19 protein-coding genes and 2 pseudogenes are annotated in these 20,118 nt (G+C 60.0%); 13 read left to right on the forward strand and 8 right to left on the reverse strand.

All coding sequences use genetic code 11. The annotated features are described in order from the left end of the window. Nucleotides 1-140: 140 nt before the first annotated feature. Nucleotides 141-926 (reverse strand): OmpA family protein, encoded by a 786-nt coding sequence (locus tag C1N60_RS17185; protein ID WP_132465897.1) that lies wholly within the window; start codon nucleotides 924-926, stop codon nucleotides 141-143. Between C1N60_RS17185 and C1N60_RS17190 the strand changes: the two are divergent. Beyond that, nucleotides 925-2,637, forward strand: a pseudogene (locus tag C1N60_RS17190) (flagellar biosynthesis protein FlhA); the annotation flags it as partial. The gene C1N60_RS17185 and the pseudogene C1N60_RS17190 overlap by 2 nt on opposite strands. A gap of 102 nt (nucleotides 2,638-2,739) precedes the next feature. Then, nucleotides 2,740-3,222, forward strand: a complete 483-nt coding sequence (locus C1N60_RS17195; RefSeq protein ID WP_021507677.1) for a YlaC family protein — start codon at nucleotides 2,740-2,742, stop codon at nucleotides 3,220-3,222. Between the two features lie 162 nt (nucleotides 3,223-3,384). Here the strand turns inward: C1N60_RS17195 and C1N60_RS17200 are convergent, their stop codons facing one another. Together C1N60_RS17200 and rraB are read right to left on the reverse strand one after the other, a co-directional pair. Next, the gene (locus C1N60_RS17200) at nucleotides 3,385-4,146 is read right to left on the reverse strand and encodes a tRNA isopentenyl-2-thiomethyl-A-37 hydroxylase MiaE (RefSeq protein ID WP_031279729.1); all 762 of its coding nucleotides are present in this window, start codon (nucleotides 4,144-4,146) and stop codon (nucleotides 3,385-3,387) included. A gap of 56 nt (nucleotides 4,147-4,202) precedes the next feature. Next, nucleotides 4,203-4,622 (reverse strand): ribonuclease E inhibitor RraB, encoded by a 420-nt coding sequence (gene rraB, locus C1N60_RS17205; RefSeq protein ID WP_211725289.1) that lies wholly within the window; start codon nucleotides 4,620-4,622, stop codon nucleotides 4,203-4,205. A 162-nt stretch (nucleotides 4,623-4,784) separates the two neighbouring features. Here rraB and argF point away from each other — a divergent pair, with 162 nt between their 5' ends. The 4 genes from argF to ridA all read left to right on the forward strand — a co-directional run bounded on the left by argF (nucleotide 4,785) and on the right by ridA (nucleotide 7,910). Beyond that, nucleotides 4,785-5,792, forward strand: coding sequence for an ornithine carbamoyltransferase (gene argF / locus C1N60_RS17210; RefSeq protein WP_394521145.1), 1,008 nt, complete (start codon nucleotides 4,785-4,787; stop codon nucleotides 5,790-5,792). A gap of 241 nt (nucleotides 5,793-6,033) precedes the next feature. Then, nucleotides 6,034-6,969, forward strand: coding sequence for an aspartate carbamoyltransferase (pyrB, locus tag C1N60_RS17215; protein ID WP_021507680.1), 936 nt, complete (start codon nucleotides 6,034-6,036; stop codon nucleotides 6,967-6,969). An 11-nt stretch (nucleotides 6,970-6,980) separates the two neighbouring features. Beyond that, the gene (gene pyrI, locus C1N60_RS17220; protein ID WP_010615964.1) at nucleotides 6,981-7,445 is read left to right on the forward strand and encodes an aspartate carbamoyltransferase regulatory subunit; all 465 of its coding nucleotides are present in this window, start codon (nucleotides 6,981-6,983) and stop codon (nucleotides 7,443-7,445) included. Between the two features lie 78 nt (nucleotides 7,446-7,523). Continuing rightward, nucleotides 7,524-7,910, forward strand: a complete 387-nt coding sequence (gene ridA / locus C1N60_RS17225; RefSeq protein ID WP_010615965.1) for a 2-iminobutanoate/2-iminopropanoate deaminase — start codon at nucleotides 7,524-7,526, stop codon at nucleotides 7,908-7,910. A gap of 111 nt (nucleotides 7,911-8,021) precedes the next feature. On the opposite strand, the gene C1N60_RS17230 is transcribed toward ridA, so the two are convergent. Continuing rightward, entirely contained in the window at nucleotides 8,022-10,406 is a 2,385-nt protein-coding gene (locus C1N60_RS17230; RefSeq protein ID WP_394521146.1) for a beta-N-acetylhexosaminidase, read from the reverse strand. A 278-nt stretch (nucleotides 10,407-10,684) separates the two neighbouring features. Here C1N60_RS17230 and nrdD point away from each other — a divergent pair, with 278 nt between their 5' ends. Continuing rightward, nucleotides 10,685-12,823, forward strand: a complete 2,139-nt coding sequence (gene nrdD / locus C1N60_RS17235; protein WP_215786652.1) for an anaerobic ribonucleoside-triphosphate reductase — start codon at nucleotides 10,685-10,687, stop codon at nucleotides 12,821-12,823. Continuing rightward, nucleotides 12,820-13,284 (forward strand): annotated as a pseudogene (nrdG, locus tag C1N60_RS17240) (anaerobic ribonucleoside-triphosphate reductase-activating protein); the annotation flags it as partial. The gene nrdD and the pseudogene nrdG, both read left to right, overlap by 4 nt. Here the strand turns inward: nrdG and C1N60_RS17245 are convergent. Next, nucleotides 13,279-14,313, reverse strand: a complete 1,035-nt coding sequence (locus C1N60_RS17245) for a permease (RefSeq protein WP_394521147.1) — start codon at nucleotides 14,311-14,313, stop codon at nucleotides 13,279-13,281. The pseudogene nrdG and the gene C1N60_RS17245 sit on opposite strands and share 6 nt — an antisense overlap. 237 nt (nucleotides 14,314-14,550) lie before the next feature. Between C1N60_RS17245 and C1N60_RS17250 the strand changes: the two genes are divergently transcribed. Next, on the forward strand, nucleotides 14,551-15,072 hold the full coding sequence (locus C1N60_RS17250; RefSeq protein ID WP_021507686.1) for a type 1 glutamine amidotransferase domain-containing protein: 522 nt from the start codon (nucleotides 14,551-14,553) through the stop codon (nucleotides 15,070-15,072). 34 nt (nucleotides 15,073-15,106) lie between these two features. Here the strand turns inward: C1N60_RS17250 and C1N60_RS17255 are convergent, their stop codons facing one another. Then, entirely contained in the window at nucleotides 15,107-15,520 is a 414-nt protein-coding gene (locus tag C1N60_RS17255) for a YhbP family protein (protein ID WP_058774879.1), read from the reverse strand. Nucleotides 15,521-15,597: 77 nt separating this feature from the next. On the opposite strand from C1N60_RS17255, the gene C1N60_RS17260 reads away from it, so the two are divergent. Then, complete coding sequence (locus tag C1N60_RS17260) at nucleotides 15,598-15,885, forward strand: GIY-YIG nuclease family protein (RefSeq protein ID WP_058770681.1); 288 nt, start codon at nucleotides 15,598-15,600, stop codon at nucleotides 15,883-15,885. Here the strand turns inward: C1N60_RS17260 and C1N60_RS17265 are convergent. Together C1N60_RS17265 and C1N60_RS17270 are read right to left on the reverse strand one after the other, a co-directional pair. Next, a complete protein-coding gene (locus tag C1N60_RS17265; protein ID WP_021507689.1) occupies nucleotides 15,869-16,375 on the reverse strand; it encodes a GNAT family N-acetyltransferase in 507 nt (168 codons plus the stop codon). The genes C1N60_RS17260 and C1N60_RS17265 overlap by 17 nt on opposite strands. After that, on the reverse strand, nucleotides 16,369-16,893 hold the full coding sequence (locus C1N60_RS17270) for a ubiquinone anaerobic biosynthesis accessory factor UbiT (protein ID WP_058759570.1): 525 nt from the start codon (nucleotides 16,891-16,893) through the stop codon (nucleotides 16,369-16,371). Before C1N60_RS17270 ends, C1N60_RS17265 begins: the two co-directional genes overlap by 7 nt. A 205-nt stretch (nucleotides 16,894-17,098) precedes the next feature. Between C1N60_RS17270 and C1N60_RS17275 the strand changes: the two genes are divergently transcribed. The 3 genes from C1N60_RS17275 (at nucleotide 17,099) to C1N60_RS17285 (ending at nucleotide 20,115) form a co-directional block, all read left to right on the forward strand. Then, nucleotides 17,099-18,094 (forward strand): ubiquinone anaerobic biosynthesis protein UbiU, encoded by a 996-nt coding sequence (locus C1N60_RS17275; RefSeq protein WP_058759571.1) that lies wholly within the window; start codon nucleotides 17,099-17,101, stop codon nucleotides 18,092-18,094. Nucleotides 18,095-18,103: 9 nt separating this feature from the next. Then, entirely contained in the window at nucleotides 18,104-18,988 is an 885-nt protein-coding gene (locus C1N60_RS17280) for a U32 family peptidase (protein WP_058759572.1), read from the forward strand. A gap of 116 nt (nucleotides 18,989-19,104) precedes the next feature. Continuing rightward, the gene (locus tag C1N60_RS17285) at nucleotides 19,105-20,115 is read left to right on the forward strand and encodes a luciferase-like monooxygenase (RefSeq protein ID WP_021507693.1); all 1,011 of its coding nucleotides are present in this window, start codon (nucleotides 19,105-19,107) and stop codon (nucleotides 20,113-20,115) included. Nucleotides 20,116-20,118 lie beyond the last annotated feature (3 nt).

The raw sequence follows: 20,118 nt of genomic DNA on the forward strand, positions 1-20,118 counted from the left end.
TTATTAACATATTTAACATTTCGTGGCATGCCCTGACGCGCCTCGTTTACCCGGCGTCTGCCGCAGCAAAAAACAGGCAAAAAAAACCGGTGGATTTCGCCACCGGTAGAATCAACAGTTGATTCAAAGGCACTGACAGGTTATCGCAGGCGGTCAGCGATGGGTTTCACCACGTTCTCCCCTTCGCGACCATAAAACTGAAACAGCGTCTCGGCTGCCGCCTCGGTGAGTACCATGATTTCAATGCGGCGGTTACGTGCGCTGAGCGGATCGGCTTTGTCCAGCGGCATACGGGATGACATGGCATTCACCTGCAGCACGCGCGTGCTTTCCAGCCCGCCGCGCTCCAGCGCGCGCCGCGCCGCCAGCGCACGGTCACCGGAGAGATTCCAGTTGTTGTACGCCGCGTTGCCGCTGTACTGCGCGGCGTCGGTGTGGCCGCTGATCATGATTTTGTTGTCGATACGGTTAAACACCGGACCGAGTTCGGTCAGCAGGCGCTGATAAAACGGCGTCAGCACCGCGCTGCCGCGCGGGAACATCATGCGATCCTGGTCATCCTGAATCAGGATACGCAGCCCCTGCGGCAGGGTTTCCAGCGTCAGCAGGTTCTGGGCGTGATAGCTGTTGATGATGCTCTGGATCTGCTGACGCAGCTGTGCCAGCTCGGCGTCGGAGCGCGACAGCACGCTGTCCAGATCTTCCTGCGGCTGGCTGGCATTGCTATTGCTGTCGCTGTTTTCCGCGCTGGTGTCACTGACGGTGGCGCCCTCGGTCGGCGGCGCAATCGCCAGCGTTTCACCAATGATGGCGGAGCCGCGTCCGGTTTCGACATCGAACGGATTAAAGCCGGAACCGTTAAACACCGAGGTGCCGTTGAGCTGCGCGACAATCTCCTTACGCTCGTCTTCGGTGACGGCGCCCATGATCAACTTTGTGGTGGTGACCAAAGGGGCCGAGCGTATTTCTGAAGTGTCGGCGCGCTTTACCCTCGACGCGCTGCCGGGCAAACAGATGGCGATCGACGCCGATCTCAACGCCGGGCTGATCAATCAGGAACAGGCGCGCGTGCGGCGTCAGGATGTGGCCAACGAGGCGGACTTCTACGGCGCGATGGACGGTGCCTCCAAGTTTGTGCGCGGTGACGCCGTCGCCGGCATCATGATCCTGCTGATCAACGTGCTGGGCGGCATCCTGATCGGCGTTTTCAAACACGGTTTACCGGCCGGCCAGGCGTTCGAACAGTATGTGCTGCTGACCATCGGTGACGGTCTGGTGGCGCAGATTCCGTCGCTGCTGCTGTCGACGGCGGCGGCGATCATCGTGACGCGCATCAGCGACGGTGCTGACATGGGCGAGGACGTGAAGTCGCAGCTGCTGGCGAAACCGGCCACGCTGTATACCGCCGCAGGCGTAATGTTTGTGCTGGCCATCGTGCCGGGCATGCCGCACATGGTGTTCCTCGTCTTCACCGCCCTGCTGCTGTTCGCCGCGTGGCGCCAGAGCCGCGTGGTGCAGAAGCCGACGCAAAGCCATGTCGACATGGAGGCGATCAATCAGGCGCTGGCGCAGCCGGACGAACAGCCGACCATCAGCTGGGACAATATTCCGCTGGTCGAGCCCATCGGCCTTAATCTGGGCTACAAGCTGGTCACGCTGGTGGATAAAGGCAAAGGCGCGCCGCTGACTCAGCGTATGCGCGGCGTGCGCCAGGTGGTGTCGGAAACCAGTGGCGTGCTGCTGCCGGAGATCGCCCTGCGTGAAGATTTCCACTTAAAGCCGTCGCAGTACGCCATCAAGATCAACGGCGTTCGCACCGCGGTGGGCGAAGTGCACGCCGACCGCCTGATGGCGCTGCCGACGCCGGATCAGTACGGCGAGATCGACGGCCTGCTGGATACCGATCCTGCATACGGTATGGCGGTGACCTGGATCCTGCCAGAGCAGAAAGCCAAAGCGCTGAATCTGGGGTATCAGGTAGTCGACTGCGCCAGCGTGGTGGCCACGCACGTCAACAAAGTGGTGCGCGAAAACCTGCCGGAGCTGTTTAATTACGATGATATTACTCAGCTGCATCAGCGGCTGGCGAGCGTGGCGCCGAAGCTGTCAGAGGATCTCAACGCCGCGGTGAACTACAGTCTGCAGCTCAAGGTGTATCGTCTGCTGCTCAACGATCAGGTATCGCTCAAGGACATCACCACCATCGCCACTACGCTGCTGGAGAGCGTGGCGATCACTAAAGATCCGATCCTGCTGACCTCCGACGTGCGTTACGCGCTGCGCCGCGCCATGGTGGCGGCGATTGCGCCGGACAACAAACCGCTGTCGGCCTATACGCTGGATAACAGCCTGGAAAACCTGCTGCTGGCAGCGCTCAATCAGGCGCAGCAGGGCGGCAAAGTGGCGCTGGACAGCTTCCCGGTCGACCCTAACATTCTCACCCAGCTGCAGAGCACGCTGCCGGTGATGATGGAGCAGCTGAAAGCGCAGAACCTGACGCAGGTGCTGCTGGTGACGCCGCAGCTGCGGCCGCTGATTGCGCGCTACGCCCGGCTATTCGCCAGCGGGCTGAATGTGCTGTCGTATAACGAGGTGCCAGACGATGCCAATCTGCAAATTGTCGGGCAGGTAAGCTGATGCGTTACGGAAAACTGTTATAAAAAAACACCGCTGATCTGTCTCTGCCGCCCTTCACTGTTATGTGGTTTACTGGCAGGCAGTGATATTCAGAGGTGAATAATGGACGCGATTAAACAAATTCTGATCGATGAAATCGACACGCTCAACCGCGAAGAGCGGCGCGATAATCTGCCGCGTTTTAGCTTTAACTTCCTGAAAACCCATCCGGGGCTGTGGGGCGTGATGTACCTGTGCTACGGCCTGTGCGTGGCGCTGATTTTCTCGACTGAGATGCTCGGCTGGCCAGCCTTCTGGTTCGCCACGGTGTTCGTGCTGGTGATGAGTTTTCTGATGCTGCTCGACATCAACCCGAAATACCGCTTCGAGGACATCGATACGCTGGATCTGCGCGTGTGCTACAACGGCGAGTGGTATTACGTGCAGCCGGTCTCACAGCAGGCGCTGGACAAGATCCTGGAGAATCCAGGCACGCCCGAGCGCGTGCGCAGCGGCATCGATCGCCTGATGCAGCAGAAAGGGGAAGTGGATTTTTATGATGTCTACTACCTGACCTGGGGCCATCAGCGCGCCGCGAAGATCTGATCGGGCAAATTCATTCGTACTTCCATGGTATTTATAAGCCCTTAATGACTCACTGCTTAATTACTACCCCCTGCGTCTTTACACAGAAGGTATGCGAAGCTAAAGAGGGTAGTAAGACAACGCCTGAAGGCTGGGTCAGGAAGTTTCGCCGCGCGCACCAAATCAAAACGCCGGCACGCCGCTGTGAAAGCGCAGCTCAGTGTCCGGTTCGCTGATCAAGCGCGCTTCCGCTGCCCCAATCGCCCGCACGCGCGGTGCGATATCCTTCGGTGAAATCTGTGCCGCCAGCGTCAGGTAATCCTGATAGTGGCGCGCTTCGGAACGCAGCAGTGAGATGTAAAACTTCTCCAGCTGCGCATCCAGGTACGGCGCCAGGCTGGCGAAGCGCTCGCAGGAACGCGCTTCGATATACGCACCGCAAATCAGTTTATCCACCAGCGTATCCGGTTCATGGGTAGTCACTTCACGCAGCAGCCCTTTGGCGTAGCGGCTGGCGGTGATCTTGCGATAGGGCAAACCGCGCGCCTGCATGATTTCCCACACCTGATAAAAGTGGTGCAGCTCCTCTTTGATCAGCAGCACCATCTTTTCCACCATCTCATCAGCCCACGGCAGTTCATTGCGCACAATGATGCTTTTGCTGAGATTCTTGTGGGCATTGATAAAATCGCTGTCGTGATTCTCGCCGAAAATAAAATCTTCGTACGGCTGCAGCCACGCCAGAATCGCGTCGCCACTGGGTTTATCCGCGACGTATTTGCGAATCAGCCACACCGCGGTCTGCGCCGCTTTCAACTCGCATACCATGTGATCGGTAAGCAGCAGCGTGAGATTTTCCGGCTTGCGCGCTTCATCAATCCACGCCTGCGGCGTGCGGCACTGTAAAAACTGGTGAATGGGGTCTAATAGCGAAGCGTAATTCATCGGAGGTTCTTTGCTGGCAGGAAAATTACCGGGCGGCACGAGCCGCCCGTCAGGGCTTAGTGACGCACACCGTCATCGTCTTCGTCGTCGGTCTCTTCGCCGTCGTCTTCATCTTCGGCATCCGGATCTTCAAAGTAGGTGCCCCAGCCGTCGTAATCGACGTTGTATTTCCCGACCAGATTCACCAGCTGCTCGACCTGCGCGTCAATCAGTTCCGGCTTCAGCGCCGATTCGCTCAGGATGTCGACGCACATCACGGTGCTGCCGTCTTCCAGCTCCAGCTCTTCCGGCTCGGTGACTTCATAGCCCAGCTTGAACGCGTCAACCGCGGCCTTCTCCAGCGAGTCGAAGTTGTTGCAGGAGAGATGATGCTCGATGGTGTAAAGCGCATCCGGATCGCTGCCGTCTTCCAGCAACTCTTCAATGATCAGGCGCGTCTCTTCGCGCTGTTCTTCCAGCAATGCTTCGTATGCCATGGGCGTGTCCTCAAAATAGTGGCAGTGAATGCAATTATTTTCCCACACTGCCTCGCGCGCCACTACACAAAACAGAAAGTTTCTTAGCGCTGGGGTTGAAAATGCATATTCATACGGTTAGATTGAATTTTAATTCATTATTGATGTAATGCGGAGCGCAGTATGAGTCAGCTGTATTCGAGACATTTCCTGAGATTGCTGGACTTCACCCCAGCCGAAATCACCGGTCTGTTATCACTCGCCAGTGAATTAAAACAGGCAAAGAAAAACGCCAGCGAAACCCAGTACCTGAAAGGCAAAAACATCGCGCTCATCTTCGAAAAAGACTCGACCCGTACCCGATGCTCTTTCGAAGTTGCCGCCTACGATCAGGGCGCTAACGTCACCTATCTCGGCCCGAGCGGCAGCCAGATCGGCCATAAAGAGTCGATGAAAGACACCGCGCGCGTACTGGGACGCATGTATGACGGCATTCAGTATCGCGGCTACGGTCAGGCGCTGGTAGAGACGCTGGCCGAATATGCCGGCGTGCCGGTGTGGAACGGCCTGACCACCGAGTTCCATCCGACGCAGCTGCTGGCTGACCTGCTAACCATGCAGGAGCATCTGCCGGGCAAAGCGCTGAACGAGATGACGCTGGTGTACGTCGGCGATGCGCGCAACAACATGGGCAACAGTATGCTGGAAGCAGCAGCGCTGGTGGGGCTGGATCTGCGGCTGGTGGCACCGAAAGGCTGCTGGCCAGAAGAGGAGCTGGTGGCGCAGTGCCGCGCGGCAGCGCAGCACACCGGCGGCAAAATCACCCTGACAGAAGAGATTGCCGAAGGCGTGCAGGGTGCTGATTTCATCTATACCGACGTCTGGGTATCGATGGGCGAAGCGAAATCGGTGTGGGAAGAGCGCATCGCCCTGCTGCGTCCTTATCAGGTGAACAGCGCGATGCTGGCGCTGACCGGCAATCCGCAGGTGAAATTCCTGCACTGCCTGCCCGCGTTTCATGATGACCAGACCACGCTCGGACGCCAGATGGCGGAACAGTATGGCCTGCACGACGGCATGGAAGTGAGCAACGACGTGTTTGAATCGGACCACAGCATCGTGTTTGACCAGGCGGAAAACCGCATGCACACCATCAAAGCGGTGATGGTAGCAACGCTGGGCCAGCGCTAAGCCTGCGCAGCGCAAACGTTTACCTCGCGCGTGATTTCTGCTTGATGCGGCTCAGTGAATGCGTATAATGCGCCACAATTTGCCGGAGGAAACATGCAACAGCGCAGCGCACAATTTGCCGCTCCCGTACGCCTGAATGCAGGCGGCACACCTGTTTCTTTCCGTCATTCATCGATCGCCAGAAAGCCCCTGTAAAGGGGCTTTTTTTTGTCCGCAATCCGGCAGCGCAGAGGAGAGAGCTATGGCCAACCCGCTATATCGCAAGCACATTATTTCCATCAACGACCTCAACCGCGATGAGCTGGAGCTGGTGCTGCATACCGCCGCCCAGCTGAAAGCCCATCCGCAGCCGGAGCTGCTGAAACACAACGTTATCGCCAGCTGCTTCTTTGAGGCCTCAACGCGCACCCGCCTGTCGTTTGAAACCGCGATGCACCGGCTGGGCGCGTCGGTGGTGGGGTTTGCCGACGGCAGCAACACCTCGCTGGGCAAGAAAGGGGAAACCCTCGCCGATACCATCTCGGTGATTGGCACCTATGTGGATGCCATCGTGATGCGCCATCCGCAGGAAGGGGCGGCGCGGCTGGCCACGGAGTTTTCGGGCGGCGTGCCGATTCTTAACGCCGGCGATGGCGCCAACCAGCACCCGACGCAGACGCTGCTCGATCTGTTCACCATCCGGGAAACCCAGAGCCGCCTCGATAACCTCAACGTGGCGATGGTCGGCGACCTGAAATATGGCCGCACCGTGCATTCGCTGACCCAGGCGCTGGCGAAATTCAGCGGCAACCGCTTCTACTTCATCGCACCGGATGCGCTGGCGATGCCGTCCTACATCACCGATATGCTGGATGAACAGAACATTGCCTGGTCGCGCCACGACAGCATCGAAGAAGTGATGCCGCAGCTGGATATTCTCTACATGACGCGCGTACAGAAAGAGCGTCTCGATCCCTCAGAGTATGCCAACGTGAAAGCGCAGTTCATCCTGCGGGCAGCCGATCTGGCCGGTGCGCGCGATAACATGAAGGTGCTGCATCCGCTGCCGCGCATTGATGAGATCACCACCGATGTCGACAGCACGCCGCACGCCTGGTATTTCCAGCAGGCCGGCAACGGCATCTATGCCCGCCAGGCCCTGCTGGCGCTGGTACTGAATAGCGAACTGGCACTGTAAGGAGCAGAACGATGACCCACGATAACAAACTGCAGGTTGAAGCCATCAAACGCGGCACGGTGATCGACCATATTCCGGCGCAGGTCGGCTTTAAGCTACTGTCACTGTTCCGCCTCACCGAAACCGATCAGCGCATCACCATCGGCCTTAATCTGCCGTCGGGCGAGATGGGGCGTAAGGATCTGATCAAAATCGAAAATACTTTTCTGACCGATGATCAGATCAATCAGCTGGCGGTGTACGCGCCGCACGCCACGGTGAATCGCATTGATGAGTATGAAGTAGTGGCGAAGATCGCACCGACGCTGCCGGAACGCATCGAGCGCGTGCTGACCTGCCCCAACGGCAACTGCATCAGCCGCAGCGAGCCGGTGTTCTCCAGCTTTGCGGTGAAGCAGCGCGATGACGATGTGCACCTGAAGTGTAAATACTGCGAGAAAGAGTTCGCGCGCCACGTGGTGCTCGGTCACTGGTAATCGCCCGTTTCCTCCCTATAATGGGGCGAACATTTTCGCGGCGGGCAAGGGTTCGCCGCGCATGCCTAAGGAGAAACAATGTCTCGCGAAATCAGTACTGAAAAAGCCCCGGCAGCGATTGGCCCGTACGTCCAGGGCGTGGATCTCGGCAGCATGATCATCACCTCCGGCCAGATCCCGGTCGATCCGGCCACCGGTGCGGTTCCGGACGACATCGCCGCGCAGGCGCGTCAGTCGCTCGAGAATGTGAAGGCGATTGTGCTGGCCGCTGGCCTGCAGGTGGGCGACATTGTGAAGACCACCGTGTTCGTCAAAGACCTGAACGATTTCGCCACGGTCAACGCCACCTATGAAGCGTTTTTTACCGAGCATCAGGCCAGCTTCCCGGCGCGCTCCTGCGTGGAAGTGGCGCGTCTGCCGAAAGACGTGAAGATTGAGATCGAAGCCATCGCGGTACGTCGCTGATTTAGCTGTCATCAATCACACAGCATGCAGGGGGCGTATCCGTGCGAACCTGGCGTGATGCCTGGTCGTCATCAATGACGACCCTGCATAGTTCGTGACTTCCGAACTTCCCTATCTCGACGATCGCAGCAGTTTCTCCAGCGGTCGCACCAGCGCCAGCACCGTTTCATCCTGCACCTGCGCCGCCGCATCCAGCCGGGCGTGCATCTGCGCCACCTCGCCTGCGCCATAGGCCTGGTTGCGCTCCAGTGCGTTCACCAGATCCAGCCCCATCCGGCTCAGCTCTGCAACCTGGCGCACCTGCGGCTGCAGTGCTTTCAGTTGATAATTGCCCAGCACCAGCGGCATCACCGCATCGCTGTTGCGCTGCCAGCGCTGCAGCTGATGGCGCAGGGCGCTGGCGGCAGCATGATCGCCGCGATTGGCAATCAGCGCATCCACCTGCTTATCCAGCAGCCGCACCGGCTCGCTCTCGGCCGGCAGTACGTCCGCCAGCCGGTTCAGCGGCTCAAAATAGTCATAATGCCCGGCCTGAAACTTCAGGTGCTGGCGGGTGTAATACTGCGCCGGTTCCAGCACTTCCGCCAGCACGCGCAGCGGAGTGATATCGCTGCTGTTAGTCAGCCGCATCATCTGCACCTCGGCCTGCTGATGCTGCTGCAGGCCGACCGACACCGTCCCCCAGCGATCAATCGCGCTGAGCCGCTGGTACATATTCTCGCTGTCGGTCACATCCTGCGCCGACCACAGCCGCTCCGCCACCACAAAGGCGCGCGGCCACAGCCGCGTATCAATCACCCGGCTATTCACGTTCTCCGCCCACAGCGCCGCTTCACCGCCCAGCAAATCACGCTGCAGCTGAGCGGGCGTGGGCAGTACCGGGGCAATACCGGCCGGTATCTGCGCCAGCCTGCTGCCTGTGGTCGGATAGCGTATGTTGCCCACCAGCACGTAGCCGGTCAGGCTGTCACGCGTCAGCGTCACCACCGGCTGAAACGGCCCCATCCAGCTGTCGACGCTGAAGGTCAGCTGCGTCGGTGATAGCCAGCGAATGTCGCTGACCTGGCGCCGCGCCTTGCCGCTGAAATCGATAAAACCGCGCCAGCCGTTTTTGCTCTCAATCAGGGTGAAACAGCCCTGCACCGCGCTGCCTTTCAGACGCGGCATAGTGAACTGCCAGCTTTGCGCCTGATCGTCGGCGCGTAGTTGATCGACGCCGTTCAGCCCCTGCGGCCAGAGCTCGTTGCGATAGTGATACGCGGCGCTCTGCGGCTGGTCGAGATAAAAACCGGTGGAAAGAATGCCGCGATACCCCTGCTTTACCACTTCGCTGAGCGCGTCCTGCCCCTGCCACGACTGAATCACAATACTTTTCGGCAGGTCGGGATGGTACACCTCATCCCAGCCAAGCATGCGCCGCTGATGCGCGGCGAGAATCTTCTCAACCCGCTGGTTGAACCACGCCTGCAGCGCATGGGCGTCCTGCAGGCCGTGGTCACGCATAAACTGCTGAATCTTCGGTGAGGCGTTCCACTGACTGGGATCGACTTCATCCCCGCCGATGTGAATGTAGGGATCGGGAAAGATCGCCGCGACTTCGCCAATCAGCGTATCAATAAAGCGAAACACCGCTTCATTGCTGGGATCGAGCAAGGGTTTAAACACGCCCCAGCCGCGCTCCATGGCATATGGCCCCGGCGCGCTCATCAGCTCCGGCATCGCTACGGCCAGGGCGGAAGCATGGCCGGGCAGATCGATTTCCGGCACCACGCGCACGCCGCGCTGGGTGGCATAGTGCACCAGCTCGCGCATTTGCTGCTGGCTGTAGAACAGGCCATCACTGGCCTGCTGCTGCAGCTGCGGATAGTGACTGGAAGCAAAGCGCCAGCCCTGATCGTCGGTCAGGTGCCAGTGGAACACGTTCATGCGCGCCGCGGCGATACCATCAATCTGCCGCTTGAGGGTTTCCAGCGGCAGGAAGTGGCGCACCGGGTCGATCAGCACGCCGCGCCACGGGAAGCGCGGCCGATCGTCAATGGTGACAAAGGGAATTTGCGTGCCGCTGGCGGTGTTGGCGATCAGCTGCAGCAGGGTTTCCATGCCGCGCATCGCGCCAAAACGGGTAGGTGCCTGCAGCAGTACGCCACTGCTGCTGACCTCCAGACGGTAGCTTTCGTCGCTGTCCGGTTGCGGTAGCGGATCGACCGCGTCGGCAATCCGGATCTGAATGGCGGGACGATCGCTGGCCGGGCTGGCGGGCAGCAGCGCCCAGCCGGTTTGCCGCGCAATGCGGGCGCGCCAGCGCGCTTCGGCCCCTTCCAGGTGATCGCCGGTGATGTGCAGCGAAAATTGCGGCGTCAGGGTAAACGCGCCACCGCCTGCGGGCTGCGTCACCTGCTGTGGCCACGGCATCAGCGGCAGATCGCCTGCCGGTGCGGCCTGCGTGGAAAACGTCAGGGAACACAAAACGGCCAGCAGCGTACGGGGCAGAAGCATGGTGGGCATCCTTGTAAGGCAAAACGATGGGCCGGAAATGGCGCAAAACGCTCATTAAACCTGTTTCGCAACGCAAAGCAAGTTGCAACCGGCTGAAGTTTGCCCGGCTTAAAACTTTTCAGTGTAGCGGCTGTTGACCACTGCACGGCTTTCAGGCGCTGGCCGCGCTTCTTTGCGACAGGTCAAAAACAGTGCGATTAATTCCCTCTGAAACACCACATGTTGCGATTACACTCCTTAAAATTATCTACATGTAGTTTCCAGCGGAGAAAGGGAAGATGGCAACGGTAGTGATTAAGCGTGACGGCTGCAGGGTGCCGTTTGATGCCCGGCGCATTGAAGCTGCAGTGCGGGCCGCCGCGCAGGCTGCCCAGGTTGACGACCTGGCCTGGTGCACGACGGTCGCTCAGCAGGTCAGCGCGCAGCTGGCAACGCAGGCTGAAGTCGATATTCGCGACATCCAGTGTGCCGTGGAAGAGGCGCTGATGAGCGGACGCTGGCCGCAGCTGGCACGCGCCTATATTGAATACCGTCACGACCGCGATCTGGCGCGCGAGCAGCGCGGCAAGCTGCACCATGCCATTCGCGGCCTGGTGGAACAGACCAACGCGGCGCTGCTCAACGAGAACGCCAACAAAGACAGCAAAGTGATCCCGACGCAGCGCGACCTGCTGGCCGGCATCGTGGCCAAACATTATGCCCAGCAGCAGTTACTGCCGCGCGATGTGGTGCTGGCGCACGAGCGTGGGGAAATCCATTATCACGACCTCGACTACTCCCCCTTCTTCCCGATGTTTAACTGCATGCTGATCGATCTGCACGGCATGCTGACGCACGGCTTCAAAATGGGTAACGCCGAGATTGAACCGCCAAAATCCATCGCCACCGCCACCGCGGTGACGGCGCAGATCATTGCGCAGGTCGCCAGCCATATTTACGGCGGCACTACCATTAACCGCATTGACGAAGTGCTGGCACCGTTTGTCACCCTCAGTCTCGACAAGCATCGCCAGATTGCCCGCGAATGGCAGATTGCTGACGTGGAAGCTTACGCGCGCGCGCGCACGGAAAAAGAGTGCTACGACGCGTTTCAGTCGCTGGAGTACGAGGTTAATACGCTGCACACCGCCAACGGCCAGACGCCGTTCGTCACTTTTGGCTTTGGCCTCGGTACCGACTGGGCGGCGCGCCTGATTCAGCAATCGATTCTGCGCAACCGCATTGCCGGGCTGGGCAAAAACCATAAAACCGCGGTGTTTCCTAAGCTGGTGTTTGCCATTCGCGAAGGCGTCAACCGCCGCGCCGGCGACATCAATTACGACATCAAACAGCTGGCGCTGGAGTGTGCCAGCAAGCGCATGTATCCGGATATCCTCAACTACGACAAAGTGGTGGAAGTCACCGGCTCGTTTAAAACGCCGATGGGCTGCCGCAGCTTCCTCGGCGTTTACGAGGAAAACGGCGAGCAGATTCATGAGGGCCGCAACAACATCGGCGTGATCAGCCTCAACCTGCCGCGCATTGCGTTAGAAGCCGAGGGAGACGAAGCCCGCTTCTGGACGCTGCTGGATGCGCGCCTGGCGCTGGCGAAGCGGGCGCTGATGACCCGCATTGCCCGGCTGGAAAAAACCAAAGCGCGCGTCGCACCGATTCTTTACATGGAAGGCGCCTGCGGCGTACGGCTCAACGCGGACGACGAGGTGGGCAAGATCTTCCGCAACGGCCGCGCCTCGATCTCGCTGGGCTATATCGGTCTGCATGAAACGCTTAACGCGCTAAGCGGCAACGCCGTGCATCCGTATGATGCCGCGCACCTGCGCGCAACCGGCGTGGCGATTGTGACGCATCTGCGCCAGGCGGTGGATGCGTGGAAAGCGGAAACCGGCTACGGCTTTAGCCTGTACAGTACGCCCAGTGAAAACCTGTGCGATCGCTTCTGTCGCCTTGATGCCGCCGAATTTGGCGTAGTGCCGGGCGTGACCGACAAGGGCTATTACACCAACAGCTTCCATCTCGACGTAGAGAAAAAGGTCAATCCGTACGACAAAATCGACTTTGAAGCGCCCTACCCGGCCATCGCTAACGGCGGCTTCATCTGTTACGGCGAATACCCCAACATTCAGCACAACCTGCGGGCGCTGGAAGATGTGTGGGATTACAGCTACGACCGCGTGCCCTACTACGGCACCAACACGCCGATCGATGAGTGCTACGAGTGCGGCTTCAGCGGCGAGTTCAGCTGTACCAGCAAAGGCTTTACCTGTCCGAGCTGCGGCAATCACGATCCGGCGCGCGTTTCGGTCACGCGCCGCGTCTGCGGCTATCTTGGCAGCCCGGATGCGCGGCCGTTCAACGCTGGCAAGCAGGAAGAGGTGCAGCGCCGCGTCAAACACCTTGATACCGGACAGCTGGGATGATGCACATTCATCGCTACTACGATGTGGATATCGTGAATGGTCCCGGCACGCGCTGCACGCTGTTTGTCGCGGGCTGCGAACATCAGTGTCGCGGCTGCTACAACCAGAGCACCTGGCGGCCTGACTCCGGCGTGCCGTTTACGCTGGCCATGGAGGAGCAGCTGATCGCCGATCTGCAGGATCAACGCATTCCACGTCAGGGGCTGTCGCTGAGCGGCGGCGATCCGCTGCATCCGCACAATGTGCCGCATATTCGCCGGCTGGTGAAACGCGTGCGGCGCGACTGTCCGGATAAAGATATCTGGCTGTGGACCGGCTACACCCTGGCGGAACTGACGGCGGCGCAGCGTGAAGTGATTGCGGAAATCGACGTGCTGATTGATGGACGTTTCATCGAAGCGGAGAAAGATGCGCGGCTGCTGTGGCGCGGCAGCCGCAATCAGACTATCTGGTATCTACGCCAGCCACAGTGCGAGGATGCCGAGCAGCATGCCGCTGACGGCCACGCCGCAGAAGGCGATCCACAGCGCGCGCGGTGGGAACGCGCGATGCAGCATCAGTAGCGACGGCACGCTGACTGCGGGCAGCGTCACCAGCAGCGCCAGCGCCGGTGCGATGCCCATGCCCGCCAGCATCATGGTTTGCACGATAGGGATTTCGGCAGCGGTCGGGATCACAAACAGGCAGCCGGCGATGGCCATCAGCATTACCCAGAACAGCGTATTGCCCACCGCCCCGTCCGCGTGCGGAAACAGCCAGACGCGCGCGGCGCCGAGCAGCAGCACCGCCACGATGTAGAGCGGAATGGTGTTACAGAACAGCCGCCACATCACGCGCAGCCAGCGCGTCACAAACCGTTCATGGCTTTCTTGCGGCAACAGCGGCGCGGCAACGGCGGTTTCCGGTACGCTGCGCTGCACCAGCAGGGCAATGCCCAGCACCATCACCCCACCCGCCACCAGCCGAATGGCGGCAAACTGCCAGCCGAGCACAAAGCTCATAAACACCAGCGTTGCCGGATTGAGCAGCGGATTCGCCAGCCAGAACGCCATCGCCGCGCCGCTTGAAACCTGCGCCTGGCGCAGGCCGACGGTCACCGGCGCGGCACAGCAGCTGCACATCATGCCCGGCAGGCCAAAACCGGTGCCGACCAGCGTGGCCCCCAGCCGGTTGCTGCCCATCAGGCGCAGCAGCCAGCGGCGCGGAATCAGCACCTGTACCAGCGAGCCCAGCACCACACCGAGCACCGCGGCTTTCCACACCGCGAGAAAATAGACCATGGCGTAATCCAGCGCGGCGCGCCACGGCGAATCTGCGGCATTGGCAAGAATAGAGCGGCCGATGGAATGGGTTTCTGCGGCCGTGAAGGCTTTGCCATAGTAAGGCTGCCATTTTACGTACCACAGGCCGATAAGCACCACGGCGAGGAACAGCAGCGGTTTCCACCAGGCGAAGCGGGCCGCTGGTGCAGGTGAGGCGAATTGGGTCATGACCGGTTCCGTATTCAACTGAATAACGTATGCCGCGCGGAGGGCGCGACGCAGATCCCACAGTGTTATTCAGGTTATGCCCGTGTGCCAGCGTCGTCACGCTTAAACTTGATCTGTCTCCGGAATTTAACCAATCCCGCCTGCGCCGGCTGGCTTGCGTTTCCGCGCTCAGGGTCCAGACTTGTCTGTTGAAACGTGTCACGCACAGCAGGTGCGTGACCAGCAAGGAGGAGAAAGATGAGCAAGAAAATAGCGGTTCTGATTACCGATGAATTTGAAGACTCAGAGTTTACCTCACCAGCCGAGGCCTTCACCAAAGCGGGCCATGAAGTGGTCACTATTGAGATGCAGGCGGGCAAAACCGTGAAGGGAAAACAGGGCAAAGCCGAAGTCAAAATCGACAAGGATATTGACCATGTCAGCCCGGCCGAGTTCGACGCGCTGCTGCTGCCCGGTGGTCATTCGCCTGACGCGCTGCGCGGTGACGATCGCTTTGTCACCTTTACCAAAGAGTTTGTTGCCAGCGGCAAACCGATTTTCGCCATCTGTCACGGTCCGCAGCTGCTGATCAGCGCGAACGGCGTGCGCGGTCGCAAAATGACCTGCGTGAAAGCTATCGCCATCGATCTGCGTAATGCCGGCGCGGACTTTTACGATAAAGAGGTGGTGGTTGATGATGACAAGCTGGTTACCAGCCGCACGCCTGAAGACCTGCCCGCGTTTAACCGCGAATCCCTGCGCATTCTGAACGCAGCGTAAGGCGGTCGCCCGGTGCGCCTGCGCGCGTGCCGGGCTAACGCTGCCAGACAATCTTTTTGCCAAACCCCAGCGCGTTATCGGTCATTTTCAACTCATCCAGCATAATTTCCCACAGCGGCGCGGTGACTTTTTTTGCCACCGGAAAGCGCGACTGATAGGCCTTCAGCGCCTGCGCCTCATCGGTCAGTTGTATACGCCCGCGATACTGCACGCCTTTAATCAGCAGCACCGTTTTCGGCTGGCCGTTCACCGTGCCGGCAACGCGTGGATGACGCGCCATCAGCGCGCCGTGACGCGTATCGGCTTCGGTCATCAGCCAGAACGCCATGCGCGCTTCATCGAATACGTAGAAACAGTTGGCGCACCATAGCGCATCGCCGTCGCTGGCACACAGCGACAGCACGTGCTGTTTTTTCAGATAGCGAATCAGATGAGAATGGTCAGACAAGAGCAACTCCGTGCGTTGATAGCGATGCGGCCGCAGGCGCGTTACACTGCCCGCCAGCACATGAACGAGGTTTGTAAATGGAACAGGGCTGGCAGCTGTATATGCTGCAAACCGCCGCCGGGATGCTTTATACCGGCATCACCACTGACGTCAACCGTCGCCTGCAGCAGCACCAGCAGGGGCGCGGTGCCCGTGCGCTGCGCGGCAAAGGTCCACTGACGCTGGTGTTTCACTGCGCGGCTGGCGATCGCGCGGCGGCTTCCCGGCTGGAGTATCAGGTAAAACAGCTGAGCCGGACGCAGAAACTGCTGCTGGTTGCCCAGCAGCCGGCCTGCTTAACGGCGTGGTTTAGTCGATACGATTGAAAGGTGCCGAGAAGGCGATCAGCCCTTCTGCCCCATCGAACGCATCGTCCGCCAGTTTATACACCTGAAACGCCGCTTCGCTGCCGGGCCAGCGGCAGTGCAGGCCGTGACGCGCCGCCGGTTCAAAGCCGAGCGGATTGTAGAACTGCGGATCGCCCAGCACCACCACGGCGCTGTAGCTGAACTCATTGAGCGAATCGAGCCCTTCATACACCAGCTGTTTAGCAATGCCCTGACTGCGCACCGAGGCATCAACCGCCAGCGGCGCCAGCGCCACCCAGTTACGATCCTCGCCCTGCAACGTCACCGGACTGAAGGCGGCATAACCCAGCACCTGGCCTTCGTCATCGGTGGCCACCACGCCCAGCGTGAGTAAACCGTCTTCACGCAGCTGCTGTACCAGTTCCGCTTCGGCTGCGGTGGCAAAACTGCGCTTTAACAGGCTGTCGATGCCTGCCGCGTCCACACCAATTTCAGTACGAATCAACATGAGATCCCCGCGCGCGCCTCAGCGGCCTTCGCGTCCTGTGTCATTCCTGCCTCAACAAAAGCAGCCAGCTGCAGCAACCCCGTGCGCAATGGCGTGGGCATGGCGTCCAGTTCTATGGCATCCATCAGATTCTTCACCTCCAGTCCCAGCTCCGTGTCGCCCTCAATCACCAGACGGCGCTGAAAGAACAACATATCGGGGTCGGCTTTGCGTGCTGCTACCAGCAGCAGATCGTTGGCTTCGCCACGAAACCAGACATCTGCTTCGGCGTCGCGCGAAACGGTCAGGCGCCCGTCCTGCAGCGTGGTGATCCAGCGCAGATTGACGTCCGCGATCTCAATGCCGAGATAGCGCCCTTGCAGAAAGTCTAACTCACCTTCAGCCAAAGCATGACGAAATTGCCAGTTTAGGAGTTGTTGCAAAACCGTTTTTTTCACGGCGAATGGTGTTAGCGACACCGGTAAAGCGAGGAATTCCGGCCCTTTTTCAATTAACAGGCCGCGTAAGCGTGCGAACATGCGCTGCACTCCCTTGAGAAAATTTTATCTATATTGCCACATCCGTCGGCTTTCGCCTCAACCGGGATCAAGGAAATCGCCCCGCGTCTGTGCGAAAATTCTCCATTCCGCCCTGGCAATCCCGCTTTCACTGCCTTAAATCAACATTGCTGCACCTGCGCTTCCTTACACTCAACGGCGTTCAGAATCCGGGGGAGGAAATTGTATGGAACTGCTGTGTCCGGCGGGGAATTTACCTGCGCTGAAATCGGCGGTGGAGCACGGCGCTGACGCGGTGTACGTCGGCCTGAAAGATGACACCAACGCCCGCCACTTTGCTGGCCTCAATTTTACCGATAAGAAACTGGCAGAAGCCGCGCGCTTCCTGCATCAGCACCGGCGTAAACTGCACGTGGCGATCAATACGTTTGCCCATCCCGACGGTCTCAACCGCTGGCAAAGCGCCATTGACGTCGCCGCACAGAACGGTGCCGATGCGCTGATTCTGGCCGATATCGCCACGCTGGAGTACGCCGCCAGCCGCTATCCGCAGGTTGAACGTCACCTTTCAGTGCAGGCGTCCGCTACCAATCTGCAGGCCATTCAGTTTTATCACCGCCACTTTGCGCTGAGCCGCGTGGTGCTGCCGCGCGTGCTGTCGATGCACCAGGTGAAGCAGCTGGCGCGCGAAACGCCGGTGCCGCTCGAGGTGTTCGCCTTTGGCAGCCTGTGCATCATGGCCGAAGGCCGCTGCTATCTCTCGTCGTGGCTGACCGGCGAGTCGCCGAACAGCGCGGGCGCCTGTTCACCGGCCAAATTTGTGCGCTGGCAGCAGACGGCACAGGGCATGGAGTCGCGCCTGAACGAAGTGCTGATTGACCGTTACGCCGCCGATGAGAGTGCGGGCTATCCGACGCTGTGTAAAGGGCGCTATGAGGTGGATAACCAGCGCTATCACGTGCTGGAAGAGCCCACCAGCCTCAATACCCTGGCGCTGCTGCCGGAGCTGCTGCGCGCCAATATCGCGTCGGTGAAAATTGAGGGACGCCAGCGCAGCCCGGCCTATGTGGCACAGGTGGCTAAAGTGTGGCGTCAGGCGATCGATCGCTGCATGGCCGATCCGCAACAGTTCACGGTGCAGGCGCCGTGGATGCGCGCGCTCGGTGAACTTTCTGAAGGCAGCCAGACCACGCTTGGCGCCTATCACCGCGACTGGCAATAAGGAGACCGTATGAAATACGCCATCGGCCCGGTGCTGTGGTACTGGCCTGCCGCCACGCTGGAACAGTTTTACCAGCGCGCCGCAGAAAGTAGCGCAGAAATCGTCTACCTCGGCGAAGCGGTGTGCAGCAAACGCCGCGCCACCGCGTTCAGTCAGTGGATGGAGATGGGCCGCACGCTGGCGGCCAGCGGCAAACAGGTGGTGCTGAGCACGCTGGCGCTGCTGCAGTCGCCTTCCGAAGTCAAAGAGCTGCGCCGCTATGTTGAAAACGGTGAGTTCTTACTGGAAGCCAACGATATCGGCACCGTGAACATGGCGGCAGAGCGCAAACTGCCGTTTGTCGCCGGTCCCACCCTGAATGTCTATAACGCGCAGACGCTCCAGCTGCTGCTGCAGGAGGGCATGACGCGCTGGTGCATGCCGGTGGAGATGTCACGCGACTGGCTGATCCAGCTGTTGCAGCAGTGCCATGACGCTGGTCTGCGCGACCGGTTTGAGGTTGAAGTGCTCGGCTATGGCCATCTGCCGCTGGCGCTGTCGGCGCGCTGCTTTACCGCGCGTTCCGAAAACCGTGCCAAAGATGATTGCCAGACCTGCTGTATTGATTATCCCACCGGGCGCCGCGTGCTGTCGCAGGAGGGCCAGCAGGTATTTGTCCTGAACGGCATTCAGACCATGAGCGGCTACTGTTACAACCTTGGCAACGATCTCGCCGGTATGCATGGCTGGATCGATATTGTGCGCCTGTCGCCGCAGGATGAGAGCACCCTGGCACAGGTTGATCGCTTCCGCGCTAACGAAGCGGGTGAAGCGCCGCTGATGATGGCGCGCGGCAGCGACAGCAACGGTTACTGGCGCCGCCTGGCCGGAATGGCGCTGGATAGCGGCGGTTAAAGGCACATTCCGGCTATATTCCTGCCGTTATTAGCAGTTTTAATATGGGTAATGATGCGTAATACTGACTGGTGCAGGTTTACTTATCACCTGCGCCATCCTTTGCTGGAGTACCCATGTCTGAGAAGAAAACTGTTCGCCTGTCCGTACTGGATCTGGCCCCCATTCCGCAAGGCTCGTCTGCGCGCGATGCCTTCCATAATTCGCTGGCGCTGGCGCGTCAGGCTGAAGCCCTTGGCTTTCATCGCTACTGGCTGGCCGAACACCATAACATGACCGGCATCGCCAGCGCCGCAACGTCGGTGCTGATTGGCTATCTCGCCGCTAACACCGAAACGCTGCGCCTCGGCTCCGGCGGGATCATGCTGCCCAACCACGCACCGCTGGTGATTGCCGAACAGTTTGGCACCCTGGAATCCCTCTACCCTGGCCGTATCGATCTCGGACTGGGCCGCGCGCCCGGCTCCGATCAGCGCACCATGCTGGCGCTGCGCCGTCATCTTTCGAGCGCCCAGGCCGACAGCTTCCCGGAAGATGTGGCCGATCTGATCCGCTGGTTCGATGCCGAAGAGGGCGAACATCCGCCGGTGCAGCCGGTGCCCGGCCTCGGGCTGAAAATTCCGGTATGGCTGCTGGGGTCCAGCCTGTATAGCGCGCAGCTGGCGGCGCAGCTTGGTCTGCCGTTTGCCTTTGCTTCACACTTCGCGCCAGACCTGCTGTTGCAGGCGCTGCACCTGTATCGCGAAAAATTCCAGCCCTCTGCGCGTCTGGCAAAACCTTACGCTATGGTGTGTGTCAACGTGGTGGCGGCTGACAGCGATCGTGATGCGCGCTTCCTGTTCACCTCGATGCAACAGCAGTTCATTAATCTGCGCCGCGGCAAGCCTGGCCCGCTGCCGGCGCCGGTGGAGAACATGGATAACCTGTGGTCGCCATCCGAACAGTATGGCGTGCAGCAGGCGCTGAGCATGTCGGTGGTGGGCGATAAAGATAAAGTGCGCCACGGCCTTGCCGCGCTGCTGCGCGAAACCCAGGCGGATGAGATCATGGTCAACGGCCAGATTTACGATCCGCAGGCGCGCCTGCGTTCGTTCGCGCTGGCGATGGAAGCCGCACGCACGCTGTAAGCC

This window comes from Pantoea sp. SGAir0184, from assembly GCF_043544755.1.

Coding starts and splice junctions, on each gene's coding strand:
- C1N60_RS17185 (WP_132465897.1), bottom strand. CDS start 926: ATGGGCGCCGTCACCGAAGACGAGCGTAAGGAGATTGTCGCGCAGCTC.
- C1N60_RS17195 (WP_021507677.1), top strand. CDS start 2,740: ATGGACGCGATTAAACAAATTCTGATCGATGAAATCGACACGCTCAAC.
- C1N60_RS17200 (WP_031279729.1), bottom strand. CDS start 4,146: ATGAATTACGCTTCGCTATTAGACCCCATTCACCAGTTTTTACAGTGC.
- rraB (WP_211725289.1), bottom strand. CDS start 4,622: ATGGCATACGAAGCATTGCTGGAAGAACAGCGCGAAGAGACGCGCCTG.
- argF (WP_394521145.1), top strand. CDS start 4,785: ATGAGTCAGCTGTATTCGAGACATTTCCTGAGATTGCTGGACTTCACC.
- pyrB (WP_021507680.1), top strand. CDS start 6,034: ATGGCCAACCCGCTATATCGCAAGCACATTATTTCCATCAACGACCTC.
- pyrI (WP_010615964.1), top strand. CDS start 6,981: ATGACCCACGATAACAAACTGCAGGTTGAAGCCATCAAACGCGGCACG.
- ridA (WP_010615965.1), top strand. CDS start 7,524: ATGTCTCGCGAAATCAGTACTGAAAAAGCCCCGGCAGCGATTGGCCCG.
- C1N60_RS17230 (WP_394521146.1), bottom strand. CDS start 10,406: ATGCTTCTGCCCCGTACGCTGCTGGCCGTTTTGTGTTCCCTGACGTTT.
- nrdD (WP_215786652.1), top strand. CDS start 10,685: ATGGCAACGGTAGTGATTAAGCGTGACGGCTGCAGGGTGCCGTTTGAT.
- C1N60_RS17245 (WP_394521147.1), bottom strand. CDS start 14,313: ATGACCCAATTCGCCTCACCTGCACCAGCGGCCCGCTTCGCCTGGTGG.
- C1N60_RS17250 (WP_021507686.1), top strand. CDS start 14,551: ATGAGCAAGAAAATAGCGGTTCTGATTACCGATGAATTTGAAGACTCA.
- C1N60_RS17260 (WP_058770681.1), top strand. CDS start 15,598: ATGGAACAGGGCTGGCAGCTGTATATGCTGCAAACCGCCGCCGGGATG.
- C1N60_RS17265 (WP_021507689.1), bottom strand. CDS start 16,375: ATGTTGATTCGTACTGAAATTGGTGTGGACGCGGCAGGCATCGACAGC.
- C1N60_RS17270 (WP_058759570.1), bottom strand. CDS start 16,893: ATGTTCGCACGCTTACGCGGCCTGTTAATTGAAAAAGGGCCGGAATTC.
- C1N60_RS17275 (WP_058759571.1), top strand. CDS start 17,099: ATGGAACTGCTGTGTCCGGCGGGGAATTTACCTGCGCTGAAATCGGCG.
- C1N60_RS17280 (WP_058759572.1), top strand. CDS start 18,104: ATGAAATACGCCATCGGCCCGGTGCTGTGGTACTGGCCTGCCGCCACG.
- C1N60_RS17285 (WP_021507693.1), top strand. CDS start 19,105: ATGTCTGAGAAGAAAACTGTTCGCCTGTCCGTACTGGATCTGGCCCCC.